General features: G+C 73.3%; 16 protein-coding genes. 7 read left to right on the top strand and 9 right to left on the bottom strand.

Features of this window, described 5'->3' with window-relative positions:
* Positions 1-9 precede the first annotated feature (9 nt).
* Positions 10-1,140, bottom strand: coding sequence for a GlxA family transcriptional regulator (locus tag ACZ42X_RS23940; protein ID WP_468293665.1), 1,131 nt, complete (start codon positions 1,138-1,140; stop codon positions 10-12).
* A gap of 71 nt (positions 1,141-1,211) precedes the next feature.
* Between ACZ42X_RS23940 and ACZ42X_RS23935 the strand changes: the two genes are divergently transcribed.
* Both ACZ42X_RS23935 and ACZ42X_RS23930 read left to right on the top strand, forming a co-directional pair.
* Positions 1,212-2,528 (top strand): MFS transporter, encoded by a 1,317-nt coding sequence (locus ACZ42X_RS23935; RefSeq protein WP_468293662.1) that lies wholly within the window; start codon positions 1,212-1,214, stop codon positions 2,526-2,528.
* A 44-nt stretch (positions 2,529-2,572) separates the two neighbouring features.
* Complete coding sequence (locus tag ACZ42X_RS23930) at positions 2,573-3,349, top strand: class I SAM-dependent methyltransferase (protein WP_468293659.1); 777 nt, start codon at positions 2,573-2,575, stop codon at positions 3,347-3,349.
* A 24-nt stretch (positions 3,350-3,373) separates the two neighbouring features.
* Here ACZ42X_RS23930 and ACZ42X_RS23925 read toward each other — a convergent pair whose 3' ends face one another.
* The 3 genes from ACZ42X_RS23925 to ACZ42X_RS23915 form a co-directional block, all read right to left on the bottom strand.
* Positions 3,374-4,036, bottom strand: a complete 663-nt coding sequence (locus ACZ42X_RS23925; RefSeq protein ID WP_468293656.1) for a GOLPH3/VPS74 family protein — start codon at positions 4,034-4,036, stop codon at positions 3,374-3,376.
* 78 nt (positions 4,037-4,114) lie between these two features.
* Positions 4,115-4,771 carry a pyridoxine/pyridoxamine 5'-phosphate oxidase gene (locus tag ACZ42X_RS23920; RefSeq protein ID WP_468293653.1) on the bottom strand — a complete coding sequence of 219 codons (657 nt, stop codon included), beginning with the start codon at positions 4,769-4,771 and terminating at the stop codon, positions 4,115-4,117.
* Positions 4,772-4,894: 123 nt separating this feature from the next.
* The gene (locus ACZ42X_RS23915) at positions 4,895-5,542 is read right to left on the bottom strand and encodes a TetR family transcriptional regulator (protein ID WP_468293651.1); all 648 of its coding nucleotides are present in this window, start codon (positions 5,540-5,542) and stop codon (positions 4,895-4,897) included.
* 319 nt (positions 5,543-5,861) lie between these two features.
* Between ACZ42X_RS23915 and kbpA the strand changes: the two genes are divergently transcribed.
* Complete coding sequence (gene kbpA, locus ACZ42X_RS23910) at positions 5,862-6,644, top strand: AfsK-binding protein KbpA (protein WP_468293648.1); 783 nt, start codon at positions 5,862-5,864, stop codon at positions 6,642-6,644.
* Between the two features lie 135 nt (positions 6,645-6,779).
* A complete protein-coding gene (gene afsK, locus ACZ42X_RS23905) occupies positions 6,780-9,260 on the top strand; it encodes a protein serine/threonine kinase AfsK (protein WP_468293645.1) in 2,481 nt (826 codons plus the stop codon).
* Here the strand turns inward: afsK and ACZ42X_RS23900 are convergent.
* From ACZ42X_RS23900 to ACZ42X_RS23885, 4 genes are all read right to left on the bottom strand, one after another.
* Positions 9,257-9,829 (bottom strand): hypothetical protein, encoded by a 573-nt coding sequence (locus ACZ42X_RS23900; RefSeq protein ID WP_468293642.1) that lies wholly within the window; start codon positions 9,827-9,829, stop codon positions 9,257-9,259. The two genes, afsK and ACZ42X_RS23900, sit on opposite strands and share 4 nt — an antisense overlap.
* A gap of 181 nt (positions 9,830-10,010) precedes the next feature.
* On the bottom strand, positions 10,011-10,217 hold the full coding sequence (locus tag ACZ42X_RS23895; RefSeq protein WP_468293639.1) for a sigma-like protein: 207 nt from the start codon (positions 10,215-10,217) through the stop codon (positions 10,011-10,013).
* Positions 10,218-10,426: 209 nt separating this feature from the next.
* Positions 10,427-13,384, bottom strand: a complete 2,958-nt coding sequence (gene afsR / locus ACZ42X_RS23890) for an SARP-family global regulator AfsR (RefSeq protein WP_468293635.1) — start codon at positions 13,382-13,384, stop codon at positions 10,427-10,429.
* A 154-nt stretch (positions 13,385-13,538) separates the two neighbouring features.
* Complete coding sequence (locus ACZ42X_RS23885; RefSeq protein WP_468293632.1) at positions 13,539-14,225, bottom strand: helix-turn-helix domain-containing protein; 687 nt, start codon at positions 14,223-14,225, stop codon at positions 13,539-13,541.
* A gap of 333 nt (positions 14,226-14,558) precedes the next feature.
* On the opposite strand from ACZ42X_RS23885, the gene ACZ42X_RS23880 reads away from it, so the two are divergent.
* A complete protein-coding gene (locus ACZ42X_RS23880) occupies positions 14,559-16,130 on the top strand; it encodes an APC family permease (RefSeq protein WP_468293629.1) in 1,572 nt (523 codons plus the stop codon).
* A 123-nt stretch (positions 16,131-16,253) separates the two neighbouring features.
* Positions 16,254-16,571 carry a cupin domain-containing protein gene (locus ACZ42X_RS23875; protein WP_468293626.1) on the top strand — a complete coding sequence of 106 codons (318 nt, stop codon included), beginning with the start codon at positions 16,254-16,256 and terminating at the stop codon, positions 16,569-16,571.
* On the opposite strand, the gene ACZ42X_RS23870 is transcribed toward ACZ42X_RS23875, so the two are convergent.
* On the bottom strand, positions 16,552-18,045 hold the full coding sequence (locus ACZ42X_RS23870) for a CehA/McbA family metallohydrolase (RefSeq protein WP_468293623.1): 1,494 nt from the start codon (positions 18,043-18,045) through the stop codon (positions 16,552-16,554). The two genes, ACZ42X_RS23875 and ACZ42X_RS23870, sit on opposite strands and share 20 nt — an antisense overlap.
* A gap of 88 nt (positions 18,046-18,133) precedes the next feature.
* Between ACZ42X_RS23870 and ACZ42X_RS23865 the strand changes: the two genes are divergently transcribed.
* Positions 18,134-18,961: an LLM class F420-dependent oxidoreductase gene (locus tag ACZ42X_RS23865; RefSeq protein WP_468293619.1), complete on the top strand. Its 828-nt coding sequence runs from the start codon at positions 18,134-18,136 to the stop codon at positions 18,959-18,961.
* Positions 18,962-18,986 lie beyond the last annotated feature (25 nt).

Genomic DNA, 18,986 nt, shown 5'->3' with positions numbered 1-18,986 from the left:
GCCGCCTGATCACTCTGGGATCGGTGATACGCGGCGAGGGGACGCCGAGGACGTGACGACACCCGTGTCCTCGTCCTCGGCGAACGCGGATCGCCGCGGTGGCGGCCGCCGTGCCGTGCTCGGGGTGCGCACGAGTGCGCCGCCACCCTTCCCGGTTCCGTCTCCGCCCGTGCGGAACGTACGCCGGTAGACCGTCGGCGGGACGCCCAGCGCGGCCTGGAAGTGCTGGCGCAACGACTGGGCGGTGCCGAACCCGGCGTCCGTGGCCACCTGGTCGATGGAGAGGTTGGTCGACTCCAGCAGGTGGCGGGCGCGTTCGACGCGCTGCTGGGTGAGCCACTGGCCCGGGCTCACGCCGACCTCCTCGCGGAAGCGGCGCGTGAAGGTGCGGACGCTCATCGCCTCCCGCTCGGCGAGGTCGCGCAGTTGGACCGGCTCGTGGAGGTGGGCCAGCGCCCAGGCGCGCGCGTCGGTCGTCGTGGCCCGCTGCGCCGGTTCGGGCACCGGGCGCTGGATGTACTGCGCCTGGCCGCCGTCCCGGTGCGGCGGTACGACGGTGCGGCGCGCGACGTCGTTGGCGACGGCCGCGCCGTGGTCGCGGCGCACGATGTGCAGGCACAGATCGATACCGGCGGCCACCCCGGCGGAGGTCAGGACGTCGCCGTCGTCGATGAACAGCACGTCCGCGTCGACCCTGATCGTGGGGAAGAGCCGCTGGAAGTGGTCGGCGTGCGCCCAGTGGGTGGTGGCCGGCCGCCCGTCGAGGAACCCGGCGGCGGCGAGCACGTACCCCCCGGTGCAGATGGCGACGAGGCGGGTGCCGGGCCGGATGTGGGCGAGCGCGGCGGCCAGTTCACCGGAGAGCCTGCCCTCCTCGTAGACCGGGCCCAGTTCGTACGAGGCGGGGACGACGACGGTGTCGGCGGTGGCGAGCAGCTCGGGTCCGTGGGCGACGGATATGGCGAAGTCGGCATTGGTCTGCACGGGCGCGCCGGTGACACCGCACGTGATCGTCTCGTACAGGCGGTGGCCTTCGTCGGTCCTGGCGAGGCCGAAGATGCGGTGGGGAATGCCCAGTTCGAAGGGGAGGAGACCGTCGAGGGCGAGGACGACGACGCGGTGCCGCTGCGGAAGGGCCATGGCCCGATCATAGTGAAAGCTGTCATTCGGGCCAATGGTCGGCGCTTCAACGGCCCGGCAAGGTGGGTGACGTGACCCAGACAACGCCCGAACAGGCCGTAGCCCCCGACGCCCTTCCCCGTCCCGGCGTCCGTCCTCCTCGCCCGCCCCGCATCCACCGCGCGTGGTTCGTCGCCGCCGTCACCTTCGTGACGATCATCGGCGCGGCCGCCTTCGCCTCGCTGCCCGGCCTGCTGATCGAGCCGCTGCACCGGGAGTTCGACTGGTCGCGCGGCACGATCGGCTTCGCCGTCTCCGTCAACCTCGCGCTGTACGGCCTGACGGCGCCGTTCGCGGCCGCGCTGATGGACCGGTTCGGCATCCGCCGCGTCGTCGCCGTCGCGCTGAGCGTCATCGCGGCCGGCTCGCTGCTCACCGTGTGGATGACGGCGGCGTGGCAACTCGTGCTGTTCTGGGGCATCCTCGTCGGGCTCGGCAGTGGCTCCATGGCGCTCGCCTTCGCCGCGACCGTCACCAACCGGTGGTTCACGGCCCGGCGCGGCCTGGTGACGGGCGTCCTCACGGCGGCCGGAGCCTCCGGGCAGCTGGTCTTCCTGCCGCTGCTGTCCTGGCTGGTGGAGCACGAGGGCTGGCGGCCGGCCGCGGTCACGGTCGCGCTGTCCGCGCTCGCCGTCGTCCCCTTCGTCTGGCTGCTGCTGCGCGACCACCCGGCGGACGTGGGCCTCGCGCCGTACGGGGCACCGGAGTTCGTCGCCAAGCCCGCGCCCGTCCCGGGGGCGGCCCGCCGCGCCGTCACCATCCTCTTCTCGGCCGCCCGCACCGGCCCGTTCTGGCTGCTCGCCGGCACCTTCGCGATCTGCGGCGCCTCGACGAACGGCCTGATGAAGACGCACTTCGTCCCGGCGGCGCACGACCACGGCATGCCCATCACGGCCGCCGCCTCGCTGCTCGCGGTGATCGGCGTCTTCGACGTCGTCGGCACCATCGCCTCCGGCTGGTTCACCGACCGCTTCGAGGCGCGGCGGCTGCTGGCGGTGTACTACGCGCTGCGCGGTGTCTCGCTGCTGTTCCTGCCGATGCTGCTGGCGCCGTCCGTGCACCCGCCGATGGTGTTCTTCATCGTCTTCTACGGCCTGGACTGGGTGGCCACCGTGCCGCCGACGATCGCCCTGTGCCGTGAGCACTACGGCGACGACAGCGCCATCGTCTTCGGCTGGGTGCTCGCCTCCCACCAGGTCGGCGCGGCCCTGGTGGCCTTCGCGGGCGGCGCGGCGCGCGACGTCTTCGGCTCGTACGACGTGGTCTGGTACGCCTCGGGCGCCCTGTGCGCGGCGGCGGCCCTGATGTCCCTGGTGATCCGCCGCCGGAAGGTCCTCGCCGTCGCGTGAGGCGCCGCGATAACGGATCGCGGCCCCGGCCCCCTCGGCACAGAATGGGGTGCGTGACACGCACTTTCGACGACCTGGTGGCCGAGGCCGACACCGTATCGGTGGAGGGCTGGGACTTCTCCTGGCTGGACGGCCGGGCCACCGAGCAGCGCCCCTCGTGGGGGTACCAGCGGCTGATGAGCGAGCGGCTCGCCGACCCCGGCGTGGCCGCCGCGCTGGACATCCAGACCGGCGGCGGCGAGGTCCTCGCCGGGGCCGAGAGGTTCCCGCCCACGATGGCCGCCACCGAGTCGTGGCCGCCCAACATCATCAAGGCGACCCGTCTGCTCCACCCGCGCGGCGTGGTCGTCGTCGCGGATCCGGACGAGCCGCCGCTGCCGTTCGCGGACGGGGCGTTCGACCTGGTGACGAGCCGGCACCCGGCGACCGTGTGGTGGACGGAGATCGCGCGGGTGCTGCGGCCCGGCGGCTCGTACCTCGCGCAGCACGTCGGGCCCGCGAGCGTCTTCGAGCTGGTCGAGTTCTTCCTCGGCCCCCAGCCCGAGGAGATCCGCCGGGCCCGCCACCCCGACGACGAGAGCGCGGCCGCCCGCGCCGCCGGCCTGGAGATCGTCGACCTGCGCAGCGAGCGGCTGCGCACCGAGTTCCACGACATCGGCGCGGTCGTCTACTTCCTGCGCAAGGTCATCTGGATGGTCCCCGGCTTCACCGTCGAGGCCTACCGCGACAAGCTGCGCGAGCTGCACGAGCGCATCGAGGCGGAGGGACCGTTCGTCGCGCACTCCTCCCGGTTCCTGATCGAGGCGCGCAAGCCCGTCTGACCGTGGGGCGGCGGCGGGTTGACGTCAGAGTGCGGCGGTGGCGGCGGTGACCACGGTGATGGCCACCATTGCCGCCTGCATGTTCCGGATGGCCTCGCGGACGCCGTCGCCCGCCCACTGGCCCTCGGCGATCTCCGCCATGCGGGCCTCGACCTGCTTGCGCGGCAGCTCGGGGAAGGCCAGGCGGTGCAGGCGCGCCGCGTGGAGCAGGGCGACGAGGCCGCTGGTGCGGTCGTCCGGCTGCGCGCCCTCCAGGACCACGGACGCGAGGCGCTCGCGCAGCTCGCGCTCCACCGAGCCGTCGGCCTCCGGGTAGCGCCGCAGCGGGAAGAGCCCGAACGCCCGGTGCCGTTCCTCGACCACCAGGCCGCGCGCGCACAGGCTCTCCACCGTCGCCTGCGCCGCCTTCGACTGGTCCTTGGTCAGCCAGTCGGTGACCTTGCGCCCGCGGTTGCGCCGCGTCCACTCCGTGAGCAGCCGCAGGCGCCCGTCGAGCAGGGCGTCTCCCGTCGGCGTGGCGTCGGCCACGGTCAGCCGCCCGTCGGTCACGGTGACGCGCCCCGCCATGGCCAGCTCCAGCAGGATGCCGCCCGCGACCGCCCACGCGGCGGACGACCGTTCCTTCGGGGCACCCGACGCGTCGTCCAGCGACAGCAGCGTGATCTCCTCGCCCAGCGTGACGGCCATGCGTATCCCCCTCGGTCGTTGCGGTCATACATGTCGACGTCGGGGAGGACCGTGGGGTTGCGCCGCTCGGGACGGAACCTACGGCCAGAGCAGCTCTCGCTCCCATGCGGCCCCGGTCCGCCGGTAGCGGAGGCGTACGTGGCGGCGGCGGGCGTCGCCCTGGAAGAACTCGACCTCGTCGGGGTCGAGTACGTACAGCGTCCAGGTCTTCACGTCCGCGTCCGGTTCCGCCTCCGCCCGCGCCCAGGCCGCTTCGCCCGCCTCCGCAAGCGTGGCCGGGGAGTCCAGCACCTCGCTCTGGCGGCCCACCAGCGCGGCCGCCAGCGCTCCGGTCGTACGGGCGTGCAGGTCGGCGTACGCCTCCTCGGCGGGGGCGGGGGTCACGCGGCCGCGGACGCGGACCTGGCGGCCCTGGACCGGCCAGTAGAAGTGGACCGCGGCGTGCGGAGTGGCCGCCAGCTGGCGGCCCTTGGCGCTGGTGGAGTGGGAGGCGAAGTGCCAGCCGCGCTCGTCCGCGTCGTGCAGCATCACCGTCCGTACGTCGGGGTGCCCGTCGGCGTCGACGGTGGCCAGCGCCATCGTGTGCGGCTCGGTCTGCCCGGCGTCCGCCGCGGCCGTGAACCACGCGTGGAACAGCGGCAGCGGCGCCGTGGGCGCGGTGTCCGGGTCGAAGGCGGGCAGCTCGGTGTCCCACACGCGCAGCGAGCGGAGGGTTTCGTGGAAGCGCTCTGTCATGGGGACATCATCCGCGCCGGTGGGCGTCGCCCAGAGGAACGCCGGCGGCGGGCGGGCGCGAGGACCGGCCGCCGCCGGCGCGTGACAGGACGGGCGACGACAGGAAACGGGACGGGAGGGGTGTTACTTCGTGGGCTTCTTGCCGGTGACGCCGAGGTGCACCAACAGCGCGAGGTTGGGCTTGAGTTCGTTCTGCTTCACGCCCCAGGTCTGGAACGCCTTCTGGTGGGAGGCGACCGCCGCCAGCATCGCGACCAGGGCTCCCGCGATCGCCGCGGGGTTGACGTCCTTGTCGACCCGGCCCTTGGACTGGAGCTCCTTGACCGCGTCGGTGAGGGAGCTGGTGACCGAGCCGAGGATCTTCATGCGGAGCTTGTAGAACCGCTTGTCGCCCTCCGCGGCGCCGAGGTCCACCACCCGCAGTAGGGCGTCGTTCTTGCGCCAGAAGTCGAGGAACCCCTCGACCAGTTCCTCCGACGACTGCCATCCCGCCTTGCCGACCCAGGTGCGGCCGGAGGCGAGGTCGGAGAGGGCCCCGCCCTCCCTCGTCATCTCCTCCGCGATCTCGAGGACGGCGCCCTCGACGTCGGGGAAGTACTGATAGAAGGTCGCGGGGGACGTGCCCGCCTTCCGGGCCACGTCGATGACTTTGACGTCCCGGTACGGCGAGGAGCGGAGCATCTCGCTGAGGCAGTCGAGCAGCTTCTGCCGCGTCGCCTGGCCGCGTCGGCCGGCCACACGGCCGTCGACGGTGCGTACTTGTCCTGTCATGCCGTCAGCTTACCGAGGGGGGATCAGGGCGCTATTCGGCCGACTGCAAATGGGGTGCGGGGCTCTCGCGGGACCCTTCACGCACCGTCCGCGGGTGTCCTCGGGTAGCCGCGGAGAGCCCATATGGGCCTGTGGGCAGGGATTCTCCGCCGTGGGCGGCTCCGGGCCCGGTCGGGCCCGTCCTGACTGCCTCGAAGGGCGGTTTCCAGCCAAGTAAGATTATCAACAGGCTGTGGAAAACGTCCGTGGACAAGCGAGCGGTACCGGCGGCGCGCCGTTAACTTGACTGTGGGGCCCGACGAGGAAAGGGATCAGCTCCATGGCCGCATTCACAGAGGGCACGCCGTGCTGGGTGGACGTGCTGCTCCCCGACCTCGCAGCGGGCAAGCGCTTCTACGGCGAGCTCTTCGGCTGGACGTTCGACGGCGGCGACGAAGCCCACGGTGACTACACCAACGCCTACAGCGACGAAAAGCGCGTCGCCGGCCTCGCTCCCAAGCGGGACGGCCGGATGCCCACCGTCTGGGGCGTCTACTTCGCCACCCCCGACGCCGCGGCCACCAGCCGCCGCATCCTGGACGCGGGCGGCCGCATCGTGACGAACCCCGTGCCCGTCGGCGCGTACGGGACGATGGCGCTCGCCGTCGACCCCGGTGGCGCCGTCTTCGGCCTGTGGGAGGCCGGGACGCACAACGGCTTCGAGAAGCAGGGCGAGCCGAACTCCTTCTGCTGGACCGAGGTCTACACGCGCCAGAAGGACCCCGTCGACTCCTTCTACGAGACCGTCTTCGGCTTCCAGGTGCGAGACCTCGACGACGCCTCGATCGACTTCCGCGTCTGGTCCCCCGCCGGTACGCAGGCGAGCGACGAGAACGCCATCGGCGGGCGCAGCGTGATCACCGATGCCTTCCCGGCCGAGATGCCCGCCCACTTCCTCGTCTACTTCGCCGTCGAGGACTGCGACGACACGGCCGCGGCCGCCCAGCGCCTCGGCGGCCGCGTCACCGAGCAGCCGTTCGACACCCCGTACGGCAGGATCGCGGTCCTCGCCGACAACCAGGGAGCGGTCTTCGCCGTGCTCGCCGAGCCCAAGGCCGCCTGAAACCCTCACGGGGGTGTCCGGATCGAGGTGAGACACCCCGATCCGCCCCCGGGTTCGCAACCACCGCCTCGGACAGGAAGAATCAGGGGCGACGGGGCCGTACCTTGATGGCCCCTACGGGGAGGTGGCAGGCAAGTGGAGCAGCTCACGCAGCACGACCCGAGGCGGATCGGTCCCTTCGAGGTGCTGGGCCGGCTCGGTGCCGGCGGCATGGGCCTGGTCTATCTGGCGCGCTCGGCGTCGGGGCGGCGCGTGGCGATCAAGACCGTACGGACCGAGCTCGCCGAGGACCAGCTGTTCCGCGTCCGCTTCACGCGGGAGGTGGAGGCCGCGCGGGCGGTGTCCGGCTTCTACACGGCGGCCGTGGTGGACGCCGACCCGAGGGCGGCGGTGCCGTGGCTGGCCACGGCGTACGTCCCCGCACCCTCCCTCGAGGAGATAGTGAACGAGTGCGGGCCCCTGCCCGCTCCGGCCGTGCGCTGGCTGGCGGCGGGCATCGCCGAGGCCCTCCAGTCCATCCACGGCGCCGGTCTCGTCCACCGCGACCTCAAGCCGTCCAACGTGCTCGTCGTGGAGGACGGGCCGCGCGTCATCGACTTCGGCATCGCGTCCGGCGTCTCCAACACCCGGCTGACGATGACCAACGTCGCCGTGGGCACGCCTGCGTACATGTCACCCGAGCAGGCGAAGGACTCGCGTAGCGTGACGGGCGCGAGCGACGTCTTCTCGCTCGGCTCCACGCTGGTCTTCGCGGCGACCGGGCACGCGCCGTACCACGGGGCGAACCCGGTGGAGACGGTCTTCATGCTGCTGCGCGAGGGCCCGGACCTGGAGGGGCTGCCGGACGAGCTGCGGCCGTTGATCGAGTCCTGCATGCAGATGGAGGCCGCGCTGCGGCCCACGCCCGCCGACCTCCAGGCCCAGCTGGCGCCGCACCTCTTCGGCGGCAGCGACGACAGCGGTACGGCGTCGGCGTGGCTGCCCGCCCGGGCGACCGCGATGATCGAGGCCCGCCGGGGTGGCCGCCCGAGCACCCCGCCGCCCCCGGCCCCCGCACCACCCGCGCCGCCCGCACCGCAGGCGCCGCCCGCCCAGGCCCCCGCGCCCGGCCGGGACTGGGACGCGGCCTGGCGCGCCGACGGCGCCGACGGCCGCAGCGGTGGGGGCCGTGGCGCCGTCGATCCCCGTACGGGCCAGATGGCGCCGCCCGCGCGGCCGGCCGGGGCGGCCGCCGCTCCCGCCCCCGCCGCACCGGTGCAGCTCCCCGGCGCCCGGGTCCCCATCGGCCCCGGGCCACGGGTCTCCGACACGCGCACCGCGCTCGCCGCGGCGGGCTCCGCCGGGCCCTCGACCACCGGCTGGGTCCGCCCGCCCGGCGGCCTGACGAACGGCGCCGACCCCGCCCCGCCCAGCGGCCCGCCGCTCCCGTCGGCCCCGCCCGCGCAGGCCCCGCCGCCCGCGCCCGAGAACGCCGGGCCCGGCCACTGGCGCCCCTGGCGTTTCCGCATGTCGAACGACGTGTGGGGCACGCCCGTCGTCGACGGCGACCTGCTCTACGTCACCTCCTTCGAGGTGCACGCCCTGGACGTGGCGAGTGGCCGCCGCCAGTTCAAGACGCGGGACGTGGCCTGGTCCATGGCCGTGGCCGGAGGCCGCATCCACGCCTCCGACGGGCCGTCCCTGTACGCGCTCGACGCCCTCGACGGCAGCGAGCGGTGGCGGCTGATGACCGACGCCTGGGTGTACGCCCTCCGGGTCGACCGCGGCACGGTCGTCACCGCCACGCGCGGCGGCGGCGTCCAGGGCTGGGAGGCCTCCAACGGCGCGAAGCTGTGGGAGATCACCGGAGCCCAGACCGACTTCGAGACGCCCGAGGGCGGCCCGGCCCTCCACGGCGACACCGTCTACGTCTGGCAGGACGCCCGCCTGCGCGCGCTCGACGCCCGCACGGGCACCGAGCGCTGGTCGTACCCGATCGGCGACGCCGCCTCCTGCGGCGGCGTACCGGTGCGCGTCACCCCGGCGGAGGACGGATACGTCTACGTCGCCGCCGGGACCCGCGTGCTCTCCGTCGACACCATGTCCGGCCGCGTCCGCTGGCACTTCGAGGCCCCGGCGGTCTTCCTTTCGCCGCCCGCCTTCGCCCCGGGCCCGGCGGTCACCGGCGGCGGCGTGTACCTCGCCGACTACCTCGGCACGGTGTACGCGCTCGACGCCACGACCGGCAAGGACCGCTGGCGCATCGCCACCGAGTCCCGCCCGGCGACGGATCCCGTCCTCGTCGTGAACGGGAACATCCACGTCGGCAGCGGCAGCGCGGTCTACACGCTGGACGCGGTCACCGGCACCCCGAAGTGGCGCTTCGCGGCGGGCGGCAGCATCATCGGCAGCCCGGTCGTCGCCGACGGCCGCCTCCACTTCGGTTCGGCGGACCACGTCCTGTACACCCTGGACGCGAGCGGCGGCCAGCTGCGCTGGAAGCTCACCACGGGCGGCGAGATCACCGGCTCGCTGGTGGCGCGCGGCGGTGTCGTCTACGCGTGCAGCAAGGACCGGTGCGTGTACGCGCTGGACGCGGTGAAGGGCACGGCGACGGGGCGGAGCGCCACGCCCTAGGGGCGGTGCGGAGGTCCCGGCCCTTCGGGGCCGGGCTCGCCGTACCTGTCGCCGTACCTGTCGCCGTACCTGTCGTTGTGCCTGTCGTCGTACCCGTCGTCGTACCCGTCGTCGTGCGGGGGCGGGCCCTCGGCGTACGCCGTGCGGCGCCGGCGCGGACGGCCGGCCATCACCGCGGCGCCGAGCAGCAACAGCGCCCCGCCGACCAGGGCGACGACCACGCCCCAGCCCAGCCCGGCGCTGCCGGGGTCGTCGAACGCGAGCCCGTCCGCGACCTGCGCCTGCCGCACCATCCACAGGACGGTGAAGCCCAGGACGACGCACGCGGCCAGCCCGACCAGCACCCGCGACCGCAGCACGACCCCGACGAGCGCCACCAGCGCGCCGAAGGCGAGCGGCAGCAGGATCGAGACCCACAGCTCCGAGCGGCTGTCGCTGATGCCGCTGAAGAGGTCGGCGACGCGGAAATGGCGTCCGAGACGGCCGTCGTACCAGGCACGGAAGGGGCTCCAGACGGCGGCCGTCGCTCCGACGAGAGCGAGGACGCTGCCGATGACGTTGCGGATCATCGTCGGCCTCCTTGCGGTCAGGCTCTCGCCCCCGACGCTACGCCCGCCCCGGGGCCGCCGCCACAGGACGGGGAACGCCGAGGGGCCGGACCCGAAGGTCCGGCCCCTCATGTGTGCCCCGTCCGGCGACCGCGGCGGCTCCCCCTCCGCACCGCCGCGGCCGCACCTCGTGGGTGAAGGTCTACTTGGCCGGCGGCGCCGGCATGTGGTGGTCGCCCATGGTGGTGATGGTCTCGTCGGTGGTGACGGCGGGGTCCTTGGCCGGCGGGGCCGGCATGTGGTGGTCGCCCAGGGTCGTGACGGCGGGCTCCTTGGCCGGCGGCGCCGGCATGTGGTGGTCGCCCATGGTGGTGATGTCGTCGAGGTTCTTCTTCTCGGAACCGCTCATGTTGTTTCCCCCGTGGGATCGCTGTGCTGGTGTGAGCTGTCTTCTGCCCGGCGACTCCCCCGAGGGCCGCCGGACAGAAGATTAGGGGACCGCTTGCCCCCCCGAGCTGGAGGTCCCGGCGATCCGTCCGCTCCCCCGTCGCGACGGATCGACTGGTGACGAGCATGCCGGAGGGCGATAAACGGTTGATGAACGCCCTGATCGGAGCCTCAGGCGATGGTGAGGTCGGCGAGGAGGTCCCGGACCTCCTCGGCCTCCGGAGCGCCCGACTGCTCGTGCAGGGCGAGCGCTTCCCGCCAGCAGGCGCGCGCACGGTCCATCTGGCCGAGGCTGTCCAGCGCCTTCCCGAGCGTGGTCAGGACGTTGCCACGGGTGCGGTCGCCGCCCATGCAGCCGATGGCGAGCGCCTGCTCCGCGTGCTGGGCGGCCTGGGCCGCGCGTCGGGCCGACAGGTGGGCCTCCGCGATGCGGAAGTGGGTCGTCCCCGCCCACAACCGCTGCCGGTTCGTCTCGAAGCCGTGCAGCGCCTTGTCCAGCTCCGCCAGGGCTTCCGCATGGCGGCGCGCCCGGGTCAGCGCCATGCCCAGGGCGTACCGGGCGTTGGCCAGGCGGAGGGTGTGCCCTATCTGTTCGTAGAGGTCCGCGCCCTGCCGGGCGAGGGAGATCGCCTGCTCGACCCGCCCGTTGGAGAGCCGGATGCGGGAGAGGTTGCACAGGGCGCTGGCCTCGCCGGGCTGGTTGCCGTCGAGGCGGCACCTCTCCATCGCCTTGACCAGGTGCCCCTCGGCGTCCTCGTGGCGCCCCTGTATGGCGGCGATGATGCCCCGGTCGTTGTCGGCCCAGTACACCGGCGCCGGGTCCTGCGCCGCGAGCCCGAGGTGCGAGGCCTTCTCCGCCTCCCGGTCCGCCTCCTCGTACCGCCCCGCGACCAGGTGGACGTTGGTCATCGAGGTCCGGGCCCGCGCCTCGACGCGGGGGTCCCCGACGGCGACGGCGGCCTCCAGCGCGGCGCGGGCGGCGGTTTCGTACACCTTGGAGTTGGCGCCGGACTCCGCGAGGTCCTGGGCGGCCCAGAGGAGGTCCACCGCGGTGGAGAGCCGGGGCCCGGCCGTCGACTGGCGTGCGCACGCCAGCAGGCAGTTGGCCTCGGTGTACAGCCAGTCCAGCGCCTGGTGGCGGTCGGTGAACTCCAGGCCCGGGTAGGCGGCGGGCTTCAGGTGGTCCACCATGCGGTCGCCCGGCCGCTGCACGGCGTACACCCGCGCCGCCGTCGCCAGGTAGAAGTCCAGCAGCCGCGACATCGCGCTCTCCCGCTCCGACGGCGGCTGCTCGTCGCGTTCCGCGCACGAGCGCGCGTAGAGGCGTACGAGGTCGTGGAAGCGGTAGCGGCCCGGGGCGGCGGACTCCAGGAGGGAGGTGTCGACCAGGCACTCGAGGATGTCCTCGGCGTCGTGGAGGGGGAGGTCCAGGACCACCGCCGCGGCCGCGAGGGAGATGTCGGGGCCGTCGGCGAGCCCCAGAAGGCGGAAGGCGCGGGCCTGGGCGGGCTCCAGCTGGCCGTAGCCCAGCTCGAAGGTGGCCTTCACGGCGAGGTCGCCCGCCTGGAGCTCGTCCAGCCGGCGGCGCTCGTCGGCGAGCTTGGCCGCGAGGACCGAGACCGTCCACGTGCGGCGTGCCGCCAGGCGGGAGGCGGCGATGCGGATGGCGAGGGGCAGGAAGCCGCACGCGGCCACGACGTCGAGCGCCGCCTCGCGCTCCGCGTGCACCCGCTCCACCCCGACGATCTTCGTGAAGAGCTGGAGCGCCTCCTCCGGCGACATCACGTCGAGGTCCACGAGGTGCGCGCCTGCGAGGTCGACCATGCGGACGCGGCTGGTGACGAGGGCCGCGCAGCCGGCGGTACCGGGCAGCAGCGGCCGCACCTGGGCGGCGTCGCGCGCGTTGTCGAGGAGGACCAGCACCCGCCGCCCGGCGAGCGTGGAGCGGTAGAGGGCGGCGCGCTCCTCCGGCGTGTCCGGGATGGCGGAGTCCGGCGTGCCGAGGGCGCGCAGGAAGGCACCGAGCACGGTCTCGGGCTCGGCCGCCCGCGCGCCCGCGCCCTGCAGGTCGACGTACAGCTGGCCGTCCGGGAAGTGCGGCCGCGCCTCGTGCGCGACGTGCACGGCGAGGGTCGTCTTGCCGACGCCGCCGATGCCCGCGAGCGCCGACACGGCCATGACCGAGCCCTCGGCGGTCGCCAGCCGGTCGCCCAGCTCCCGTACGAACGCGGCCCGGCCGGTGAAGTCCGGCACCGTGGCGGGCAGCTGCGCCGGGCGGGACGGGGTGGGCACGGCGGGCGGCTGTTCGACGGGGCAGGCGAGCTCCTCGTCCGCGCACAGGATGCGCTGCTGGAGCCGCGACAGCTCGGGGCGCGGGTCCACGCCCAGCTCGTCGGCGAGGAGCCGGCGCGTGTCGGCGTACACGGCGAGCGCCTCCGCCTGCCGCCCGCTGCGGTACAGCGCCAGCATCAGCAGCTCCCGCAGCCGCTCGCGCAGCGGGTGCGCGGCGGTCAGGGCGGTCAGCTCGGAGACCGCCTCCGCGTGGTGCCCGCACTCCAGGTCCAGGTCCAGCCGGGTCTCCAGGAGCGTCAGCCGCCACTCCTCCAGGCGGGCGCGCTGCGTCTCGGCGTACGGGCCGGGTACGGAGGCGAGGGGCTCGCCGTCCCACAGGCCCAGCGACTTGTTGATGAGGACCCGCGCCTGGCCCCGCTCGCCGGCCGCCCGGGCCTTCTCGGCCTCGGCGGCGAGCTCCTGCGCGACGTTGAGGTCGAGGGCGTCGGAGCGGCCGCGGATGGCGTACCCGCCGGACTCGCTGACGAGCACGCCGTCCGGCAGCACCTTGCGCAGGCGCGAGGCGTACGTCCGCACCGCCGCGAGCGCCTGCGAGGGCGGTTCGTCGCCCCAGATGGCGTCGATCAGCTCGGCGGCCGTGGCGGTGCGGCCGTCGCGCAGCAGCAGCGCGGCGAACAGGGCCCGCTGCTGCGGCGACCCGGAGGGCAGGGGTTCTCCGTCGTACCAGGCGCGGACGGGTCCGAGCACGGCGAAGCGCAGGTCGCCGCGTGTGTCGGCGGGACCCGTACGCGGAGCGCGTCGCTGCTCCGGCACTCGCGGCCCGTCTTCACGGTCCATAGCTCCCCCTGCCCCGTACCGCTGGATTCGCCCTCGACAGTCTGCCTTGTCGATGGCGTATGCGTCAGCAGGGGGTGACGCTCTGCACAAGGTCGTGACAAGTCCTCCAGCCGGAGCCGGTCGGAGCCAGCCGGAGTCGCCCGGAGCCGGCGAGTCAGGCGGACGCGTCCCGCGCCCGCGCGCCGCGCGGCTTGGCGCGGAAGTGCATGCGCTCCCCCTGGCGGCCGAGCAGGCTGAGGATCTCCACGGGCCCGTCGCCGGTGGAGCCGAACCAGTGCGGCATCCGCGTGTCGAACTCCGCCGCCTCACCCGCGCCCAGGATCAGGTCGTGCTCGGCCAGCACCAGCCGGAGCCGCCCGGAGAGGACGTACAGCCACTCGTATCCCTCGTGCACGCGCGGTTCGGGCTCGCTCTTGTCGGGCGGGATCACGACCTTCAGCGCCTGGAGCGGCCCCGGCTGCCGGGTCAGCGGGACCACCACCTTGCCGTCGTGCGCGTGGCGCGGTGCGAGGCGGACGCGCGGGTCGCCGACCTCGGGGGCGCCGACGAGTTCGTCGAGCGGGACCTGGTGGGCCTGGGCGATGGGCAGCAGCAGCTCCAGGCTGGGGCGGCGCTGTCCGCTCTCCAGGCGGGACAGGGTGCTCTTGGAGATGCCGGTGGCCTCGGACAGTGCGGTGAGGGAGACGCCGCGCCGGGTACGCAGGCGCCTGAGGCGCGGCCCGACGTCGGCGAGGACGTCGGCGATGCCGGAGGACCGGTCGGCGGAGGACCGGTCGGCGGAGGACCGGTCGGCGGGGGTCCGGTCGGCGGAAGGCCGACGTTCGGGGGGCTGGGATGCCATGGGCCCACCTCACCGCGTTTTCCCTCGTACGGCAACGATCTTTGCCGGTTCGGCAACACCCACCGGCCGTCCATGGCGGCGGACGCGTCTGGCCGAAAGAAGGTTCCTCAACGGCCGAAAAAAGTCTTGGGAAATTTTGGAAAGGGGTAAAACGGACACAGCTGCGGTTCCCGTATATCGAACGGCCTTCGGGTCGCCTGTCAATCGGTCGGCCTCAGCCTGAGGGGTCTTTGAATCCTTGACGGTCAGGCGCCCGCTGCCTCGCAATGCAAGGCGAAGATCACGGATTCCGATCTTCCGGATGTGGAAACCGCAGCGCCTAACGTCCCTCCTATGACTCAGGTGGAAGCACAGCCCATGGCTGGAGACACGGTAAGGGGCGTCGCCGCGACCGGCGACCACGACATCAAGACGAAGGGCCTCAGCGGAAACTCCGTCGGCCTGGTGGGCAGCGCCGTCATCGGCATCTCGACGGTGGCCCCCGTCTACTGTCTGACCTCGACCCTCGGCACCACGGCCGGCGAGGTCGGCGTCCAGATGCCGGCCATCTTCCTGGCCGGGTTCCTCCCCATGCTCCTGGTCGCCTTCGCGTACCGCGAGCTCAACAAGGCGATGCCCGACTGCGGCACCTCCTTCACCTGGACCGTGAAGGCCTTCGGCCCCAAGATCGGCTGGATGTGCGGCTGGGGCCTGCTGATCGCGACGATCATCGTCCTCTCCAACCTCGCCGGCGTCGCCACCACGTACTTCTGGCTCCTGGCGGGCCACCTCACCGGTAGCGAACAGATCGCGGCACTGGACGGCAACAAGTACGCCCACATCGCCACCGTCCTCGTCCTGGTCGCCCTCGCGACCTGGGTCAGCTACCGCGGTATGACCGCGACGAAGGCCATCCAGTACGCCCTCGTGGGCCTCCAGATGGTGGTCCTGGTCGTCTTCGCCGTCCTGGCGTTCCAGAAGGCCGGCAGCGGGGCGTTCCCCAGCGGCGTGGACTTCTCCCTCTCCTGGCTGAACCCGTTCGGGATCGACTCCTTCGCCGCCTTCACCGCCGGCCTCTCCCTGTCGATCTTCATGTACTGGGGCTGGGACACCTGCCTCACCGCGAACGAGGAGACCGTCGGCAGCGCCAAGACCCCCGGTCGCGCCGCGATGATCTCGATGATCGTCCTCATCGGCTCGTACCTGATCGTCGGCGTCGCCGCCCAGATGGCCGTCGGCTCCGGCACCGAGGGCCTCGGCCTCGCCAACGAGGAGACCTCCGACAACGTCTTCGCCGCGCTCGCCGAGCCGGTCATGGGTTCCTGGTTCCTCGCCGGCGCGCTGTTCGTCGCCGTCCTGGCCTCGGCCGCCGCGAGCCTCCAGACCACCTTCATCCCGGTCGCCCGCACGGTCCTGTCGATGGCCACCTACGAGGCCATGCCCGCCTCCCTCGCCAAGGTCCACCCGAAGCACAAGGTCCCCGGCAAGGCCACCGTCATCGCGGGTGTCGGCACCGGCGTCTTCTACACGGTCATGACGCTGGTCAGCGAGAACGTCCTCACGGACACCATCTACGCCCTCGGCCTCATGATCTGCTTCTACTACTCGCTGACCGCCTTCGCCTGCGCGTGGTACTTCCGCAAGGAGCTCGGCAAGTCCGTCAAGGACACGCTCTACAAGGGCGTCCTGCCGCTCCTCGGCGGCCTGATGCTCGCCGGCGTCTTCGGCAAGACGCTGTACGACACGCTCGACCCGGCGTACGGCAGCGGCAGCTCCATCGCGGGCGTCGGCTCCGTCTTCGTCATCGGCGTCGGCCTGCTGCTCCTCGGCGCGGTCCTCATGCTGATCATGCAGCGCCGCAGCCCGGCCTTCTTCCGGGGCGAGGTCCTCACGAAGGAGACCCCGTCGCTGGTCGTCGCCGACTGACGACCCACATCAGCATCACGATCACCTGAGCCGGAAGGGCGGCCACCGTGGGACGGCACGGTGGCCGCCCTTCCGTATGCGCTTCATATGCGTAGGAACCGGGCGCGGGGCAAGGTGGACCGTATGTACGACCTCAACGACATCGCCGAGGAACACCTGAAGGCGGCCCACGCCGACGAGCACGGCCGCAGCTCCAACCTCATCCTCCGCGACCCGCCCCTGCGCCAGACCGTCATCGCGCTCACCGCGGGCACCACGCTCGACGAGCACAACCCGCCGCCCGCCTCCTCGCTCCAGGTACTGCGGGGCGTGGTGACGGTGACCGCCGCGTCCGGGGACACGGAGCTCACCATGGGGTCCCTCTACCTGCTGCCGCACGAGCGCCACGGGCTGCGGGCCGTGACGGACACGGCGGTGCTGCTCACGGCCGTGAACGACTGACCTCGCCGAGGAACACCGGGTTGGTGAAGGCCGCCAGCGCGCCCGGCAGCCCGCCCGGCGCACTCGTTCCCGCCCCCGCCCCCGGGTGGCGCACCTCCGCCCGTACGTAGGCGGCGTACGCGGCCGTCGTGGTCCACTCCACCGCGCCCGCCCCCGACGCGGGCAGCGGGGCCGTGTGCAGCAGGCCCTGGTCCGTGACGAAGCGGACGGTGCAGCCCGGCGCGCCCGACACCTCCAGGCGTACGGTCACCGGCGTGTCCGGTGACGCCACCCGCAGCCGCTCACCGATGCCGGCGTGCTCGCCGCGGCCGCCCGACGCCGAGAAGGCGAGCGAGACCGCCGCCGACTCCGCGACGTACGACCGCCCCGCCCGCAGCCCCGCCAGGATCGCCTCGCGCGACAGCTCCTCGGCGAGGACGACGGTCTGCGGCTCGCCCACCCGCTGCGGCTCGCGGTGCGCGTCGCTGCCGCCCATCGCCGGCAGCCAGTCGGCGCCGCCGGTCAGCATGGCGTCCCAGTCGGCGAGCGCGACCTCGTCCTCCGGCGTGTACGGACCGTTCCACACCTCCACCACGTCCGCCTCCGCGAAACCGTACTTCCAGGCGCAGCCGACGCAGGTCGCGTGCGGATGCGCCGGTACGACGAGACCGCCGGCGCGCCGGATGGCACGGGCGAAGCGTCCGAAGCGGTTGTCGCGGGCGCGGTAGCGCCAGTCGACGAAGGTGCCCGGGTCGGTGCCCACGGCCAGGACGTGGCCCGTCCGCGTCGTCACCTCCTCGCCGGTGAGGATCAGCAGGTCGTCGCCCCACAGGCCCTCCCAGGCCGCGTGCGCCGCGTGCGTGTTGTGCTCGGAGGTGTTGAGGAAGTCCAGCCCGGCGGCGCGCGCCGCGGCGGCGATCTCGGCCGGGGTGCGCCGGCCGTCCGAGTACACCGAGTGCAGGTGGCAGTCGCCCCGGTACCAGGACCGCCCGCGCCCCCGCGCCCGCTCCGGCGGGTACACCGGCCGCGGTGCCGGCCCCTCGGCGCCGTAGGCGATCCCCACCGTCACCGTGTAGCTCAGGCCCTGCGGCGCCACCGTGTACGGCCCGAGCGCGATGTGCCAGGTGCCCGCGCGGACGGGCCCCGCCAGGTACCCGGGCGTCGCCGCGTCCGCGCGGAGGAAGAACTCCGACCGGGCGCCGCCCGACCAGCCCCGGAAGCCGCGCCCGCCCAGCTCGGTGCCGCGCTCGTCGAACACGCCGATGTCCAGCGCGTTGCCCTGCGTCCCGGCGGGCACGGCGGGCCGGTCGTACGCGTACGAGACCCTCAGCTCCCGTACCCCGCTCGGCACCTCGACCGGCAGGTACACGTAGTCGGGTGACCCGGGCGGCAGCGTGCCGCGCACGACGACCTCGGTGCGCCCGCCCGCGAAGCTCACCCGCGGAACGGTGAGGAGACCCACGGCACCCGCCACGAACCCGCGCCTGTCCAGCATGCGACCACCCTCCCCGGACGCGGTGAACGCGTCGGCAACGTACGCCGACGGTCTCGGAAATCGCCGCCACACGCCATACGTTGGCCGTATGCGCATCGCGACCACGATCTTCCTGACCGATCAGTCGATCACCCCCGTCCGCCTCGCGCGCGAGCTGGAACAGCGCGGGTTCGCCGGCCTGTACCTGCCGGAGCACAGCCACATCCCCGTCGAGCGGACCACCCCGTATCCCTTCGGCGGCGTCCTGCCGCCCGAGTACGGACGGACCCTCGACGCCTTCGTGGCGCTCGGCCAGGCCGCCGCCGTCACCGAACGGCTCACCCTCGGCACCGGCATCACCCTGGTCGCCCAGCACGACCCCATCGACCTGGCCAAGCAGGTCGCCACCCTCGACCACCTCTCCGGAGGCCGCTTCACCCTGGGCGTCGGCCACGGCTGGAACCGCGAGGAGGCCGAGGACCACGGCGTCGTCTGGCGCACCCGGCGCGAGCGCGTCCGCGACTTCGTCGGCCTGATGCGCGCCCTGTGGGCCGAGGAACCGACCGCGTATGAGGGCGAGTTCGTCTCGGTGCGCGCCTCCTCGGCGTATCCGAAGCCGGCGGGTGGCGCCCCGCGTATCCTCCTCGGCGGCGCGGCGGGCCCCAAGCTCTTCGCGCACATGGCCGACTACGCCGACGGCTGGATCCCGATCGGCGGCCGTGGCCTCACCGAGACGCTCCCCGTGCTGCGCGGCGTCTGGGAGAAGGCGGGCCGCGACCCCGAGACCCTGCGCGTGGTCCCGTGCGGCATCAGCCCCACCCCGGGCAAGCTCGCGCACTTCGCGGACCTCGGCATCACCGAGGTGGTGCTCCAACTCCCCTCCGCCCCCGAGGCGGAGGTGCTGCGGGCGCTCGACGAGTACGCGCAGTACCTGTAGCGGTCCCCGTGCCCGTGGCCGTACC

Source organism: Streptomyces sp. NPDC030862 (genome assembly GCF_055571835.1).
This window is presented reverse-complemented; position numbering and strand designations above follow the sequence as displayed.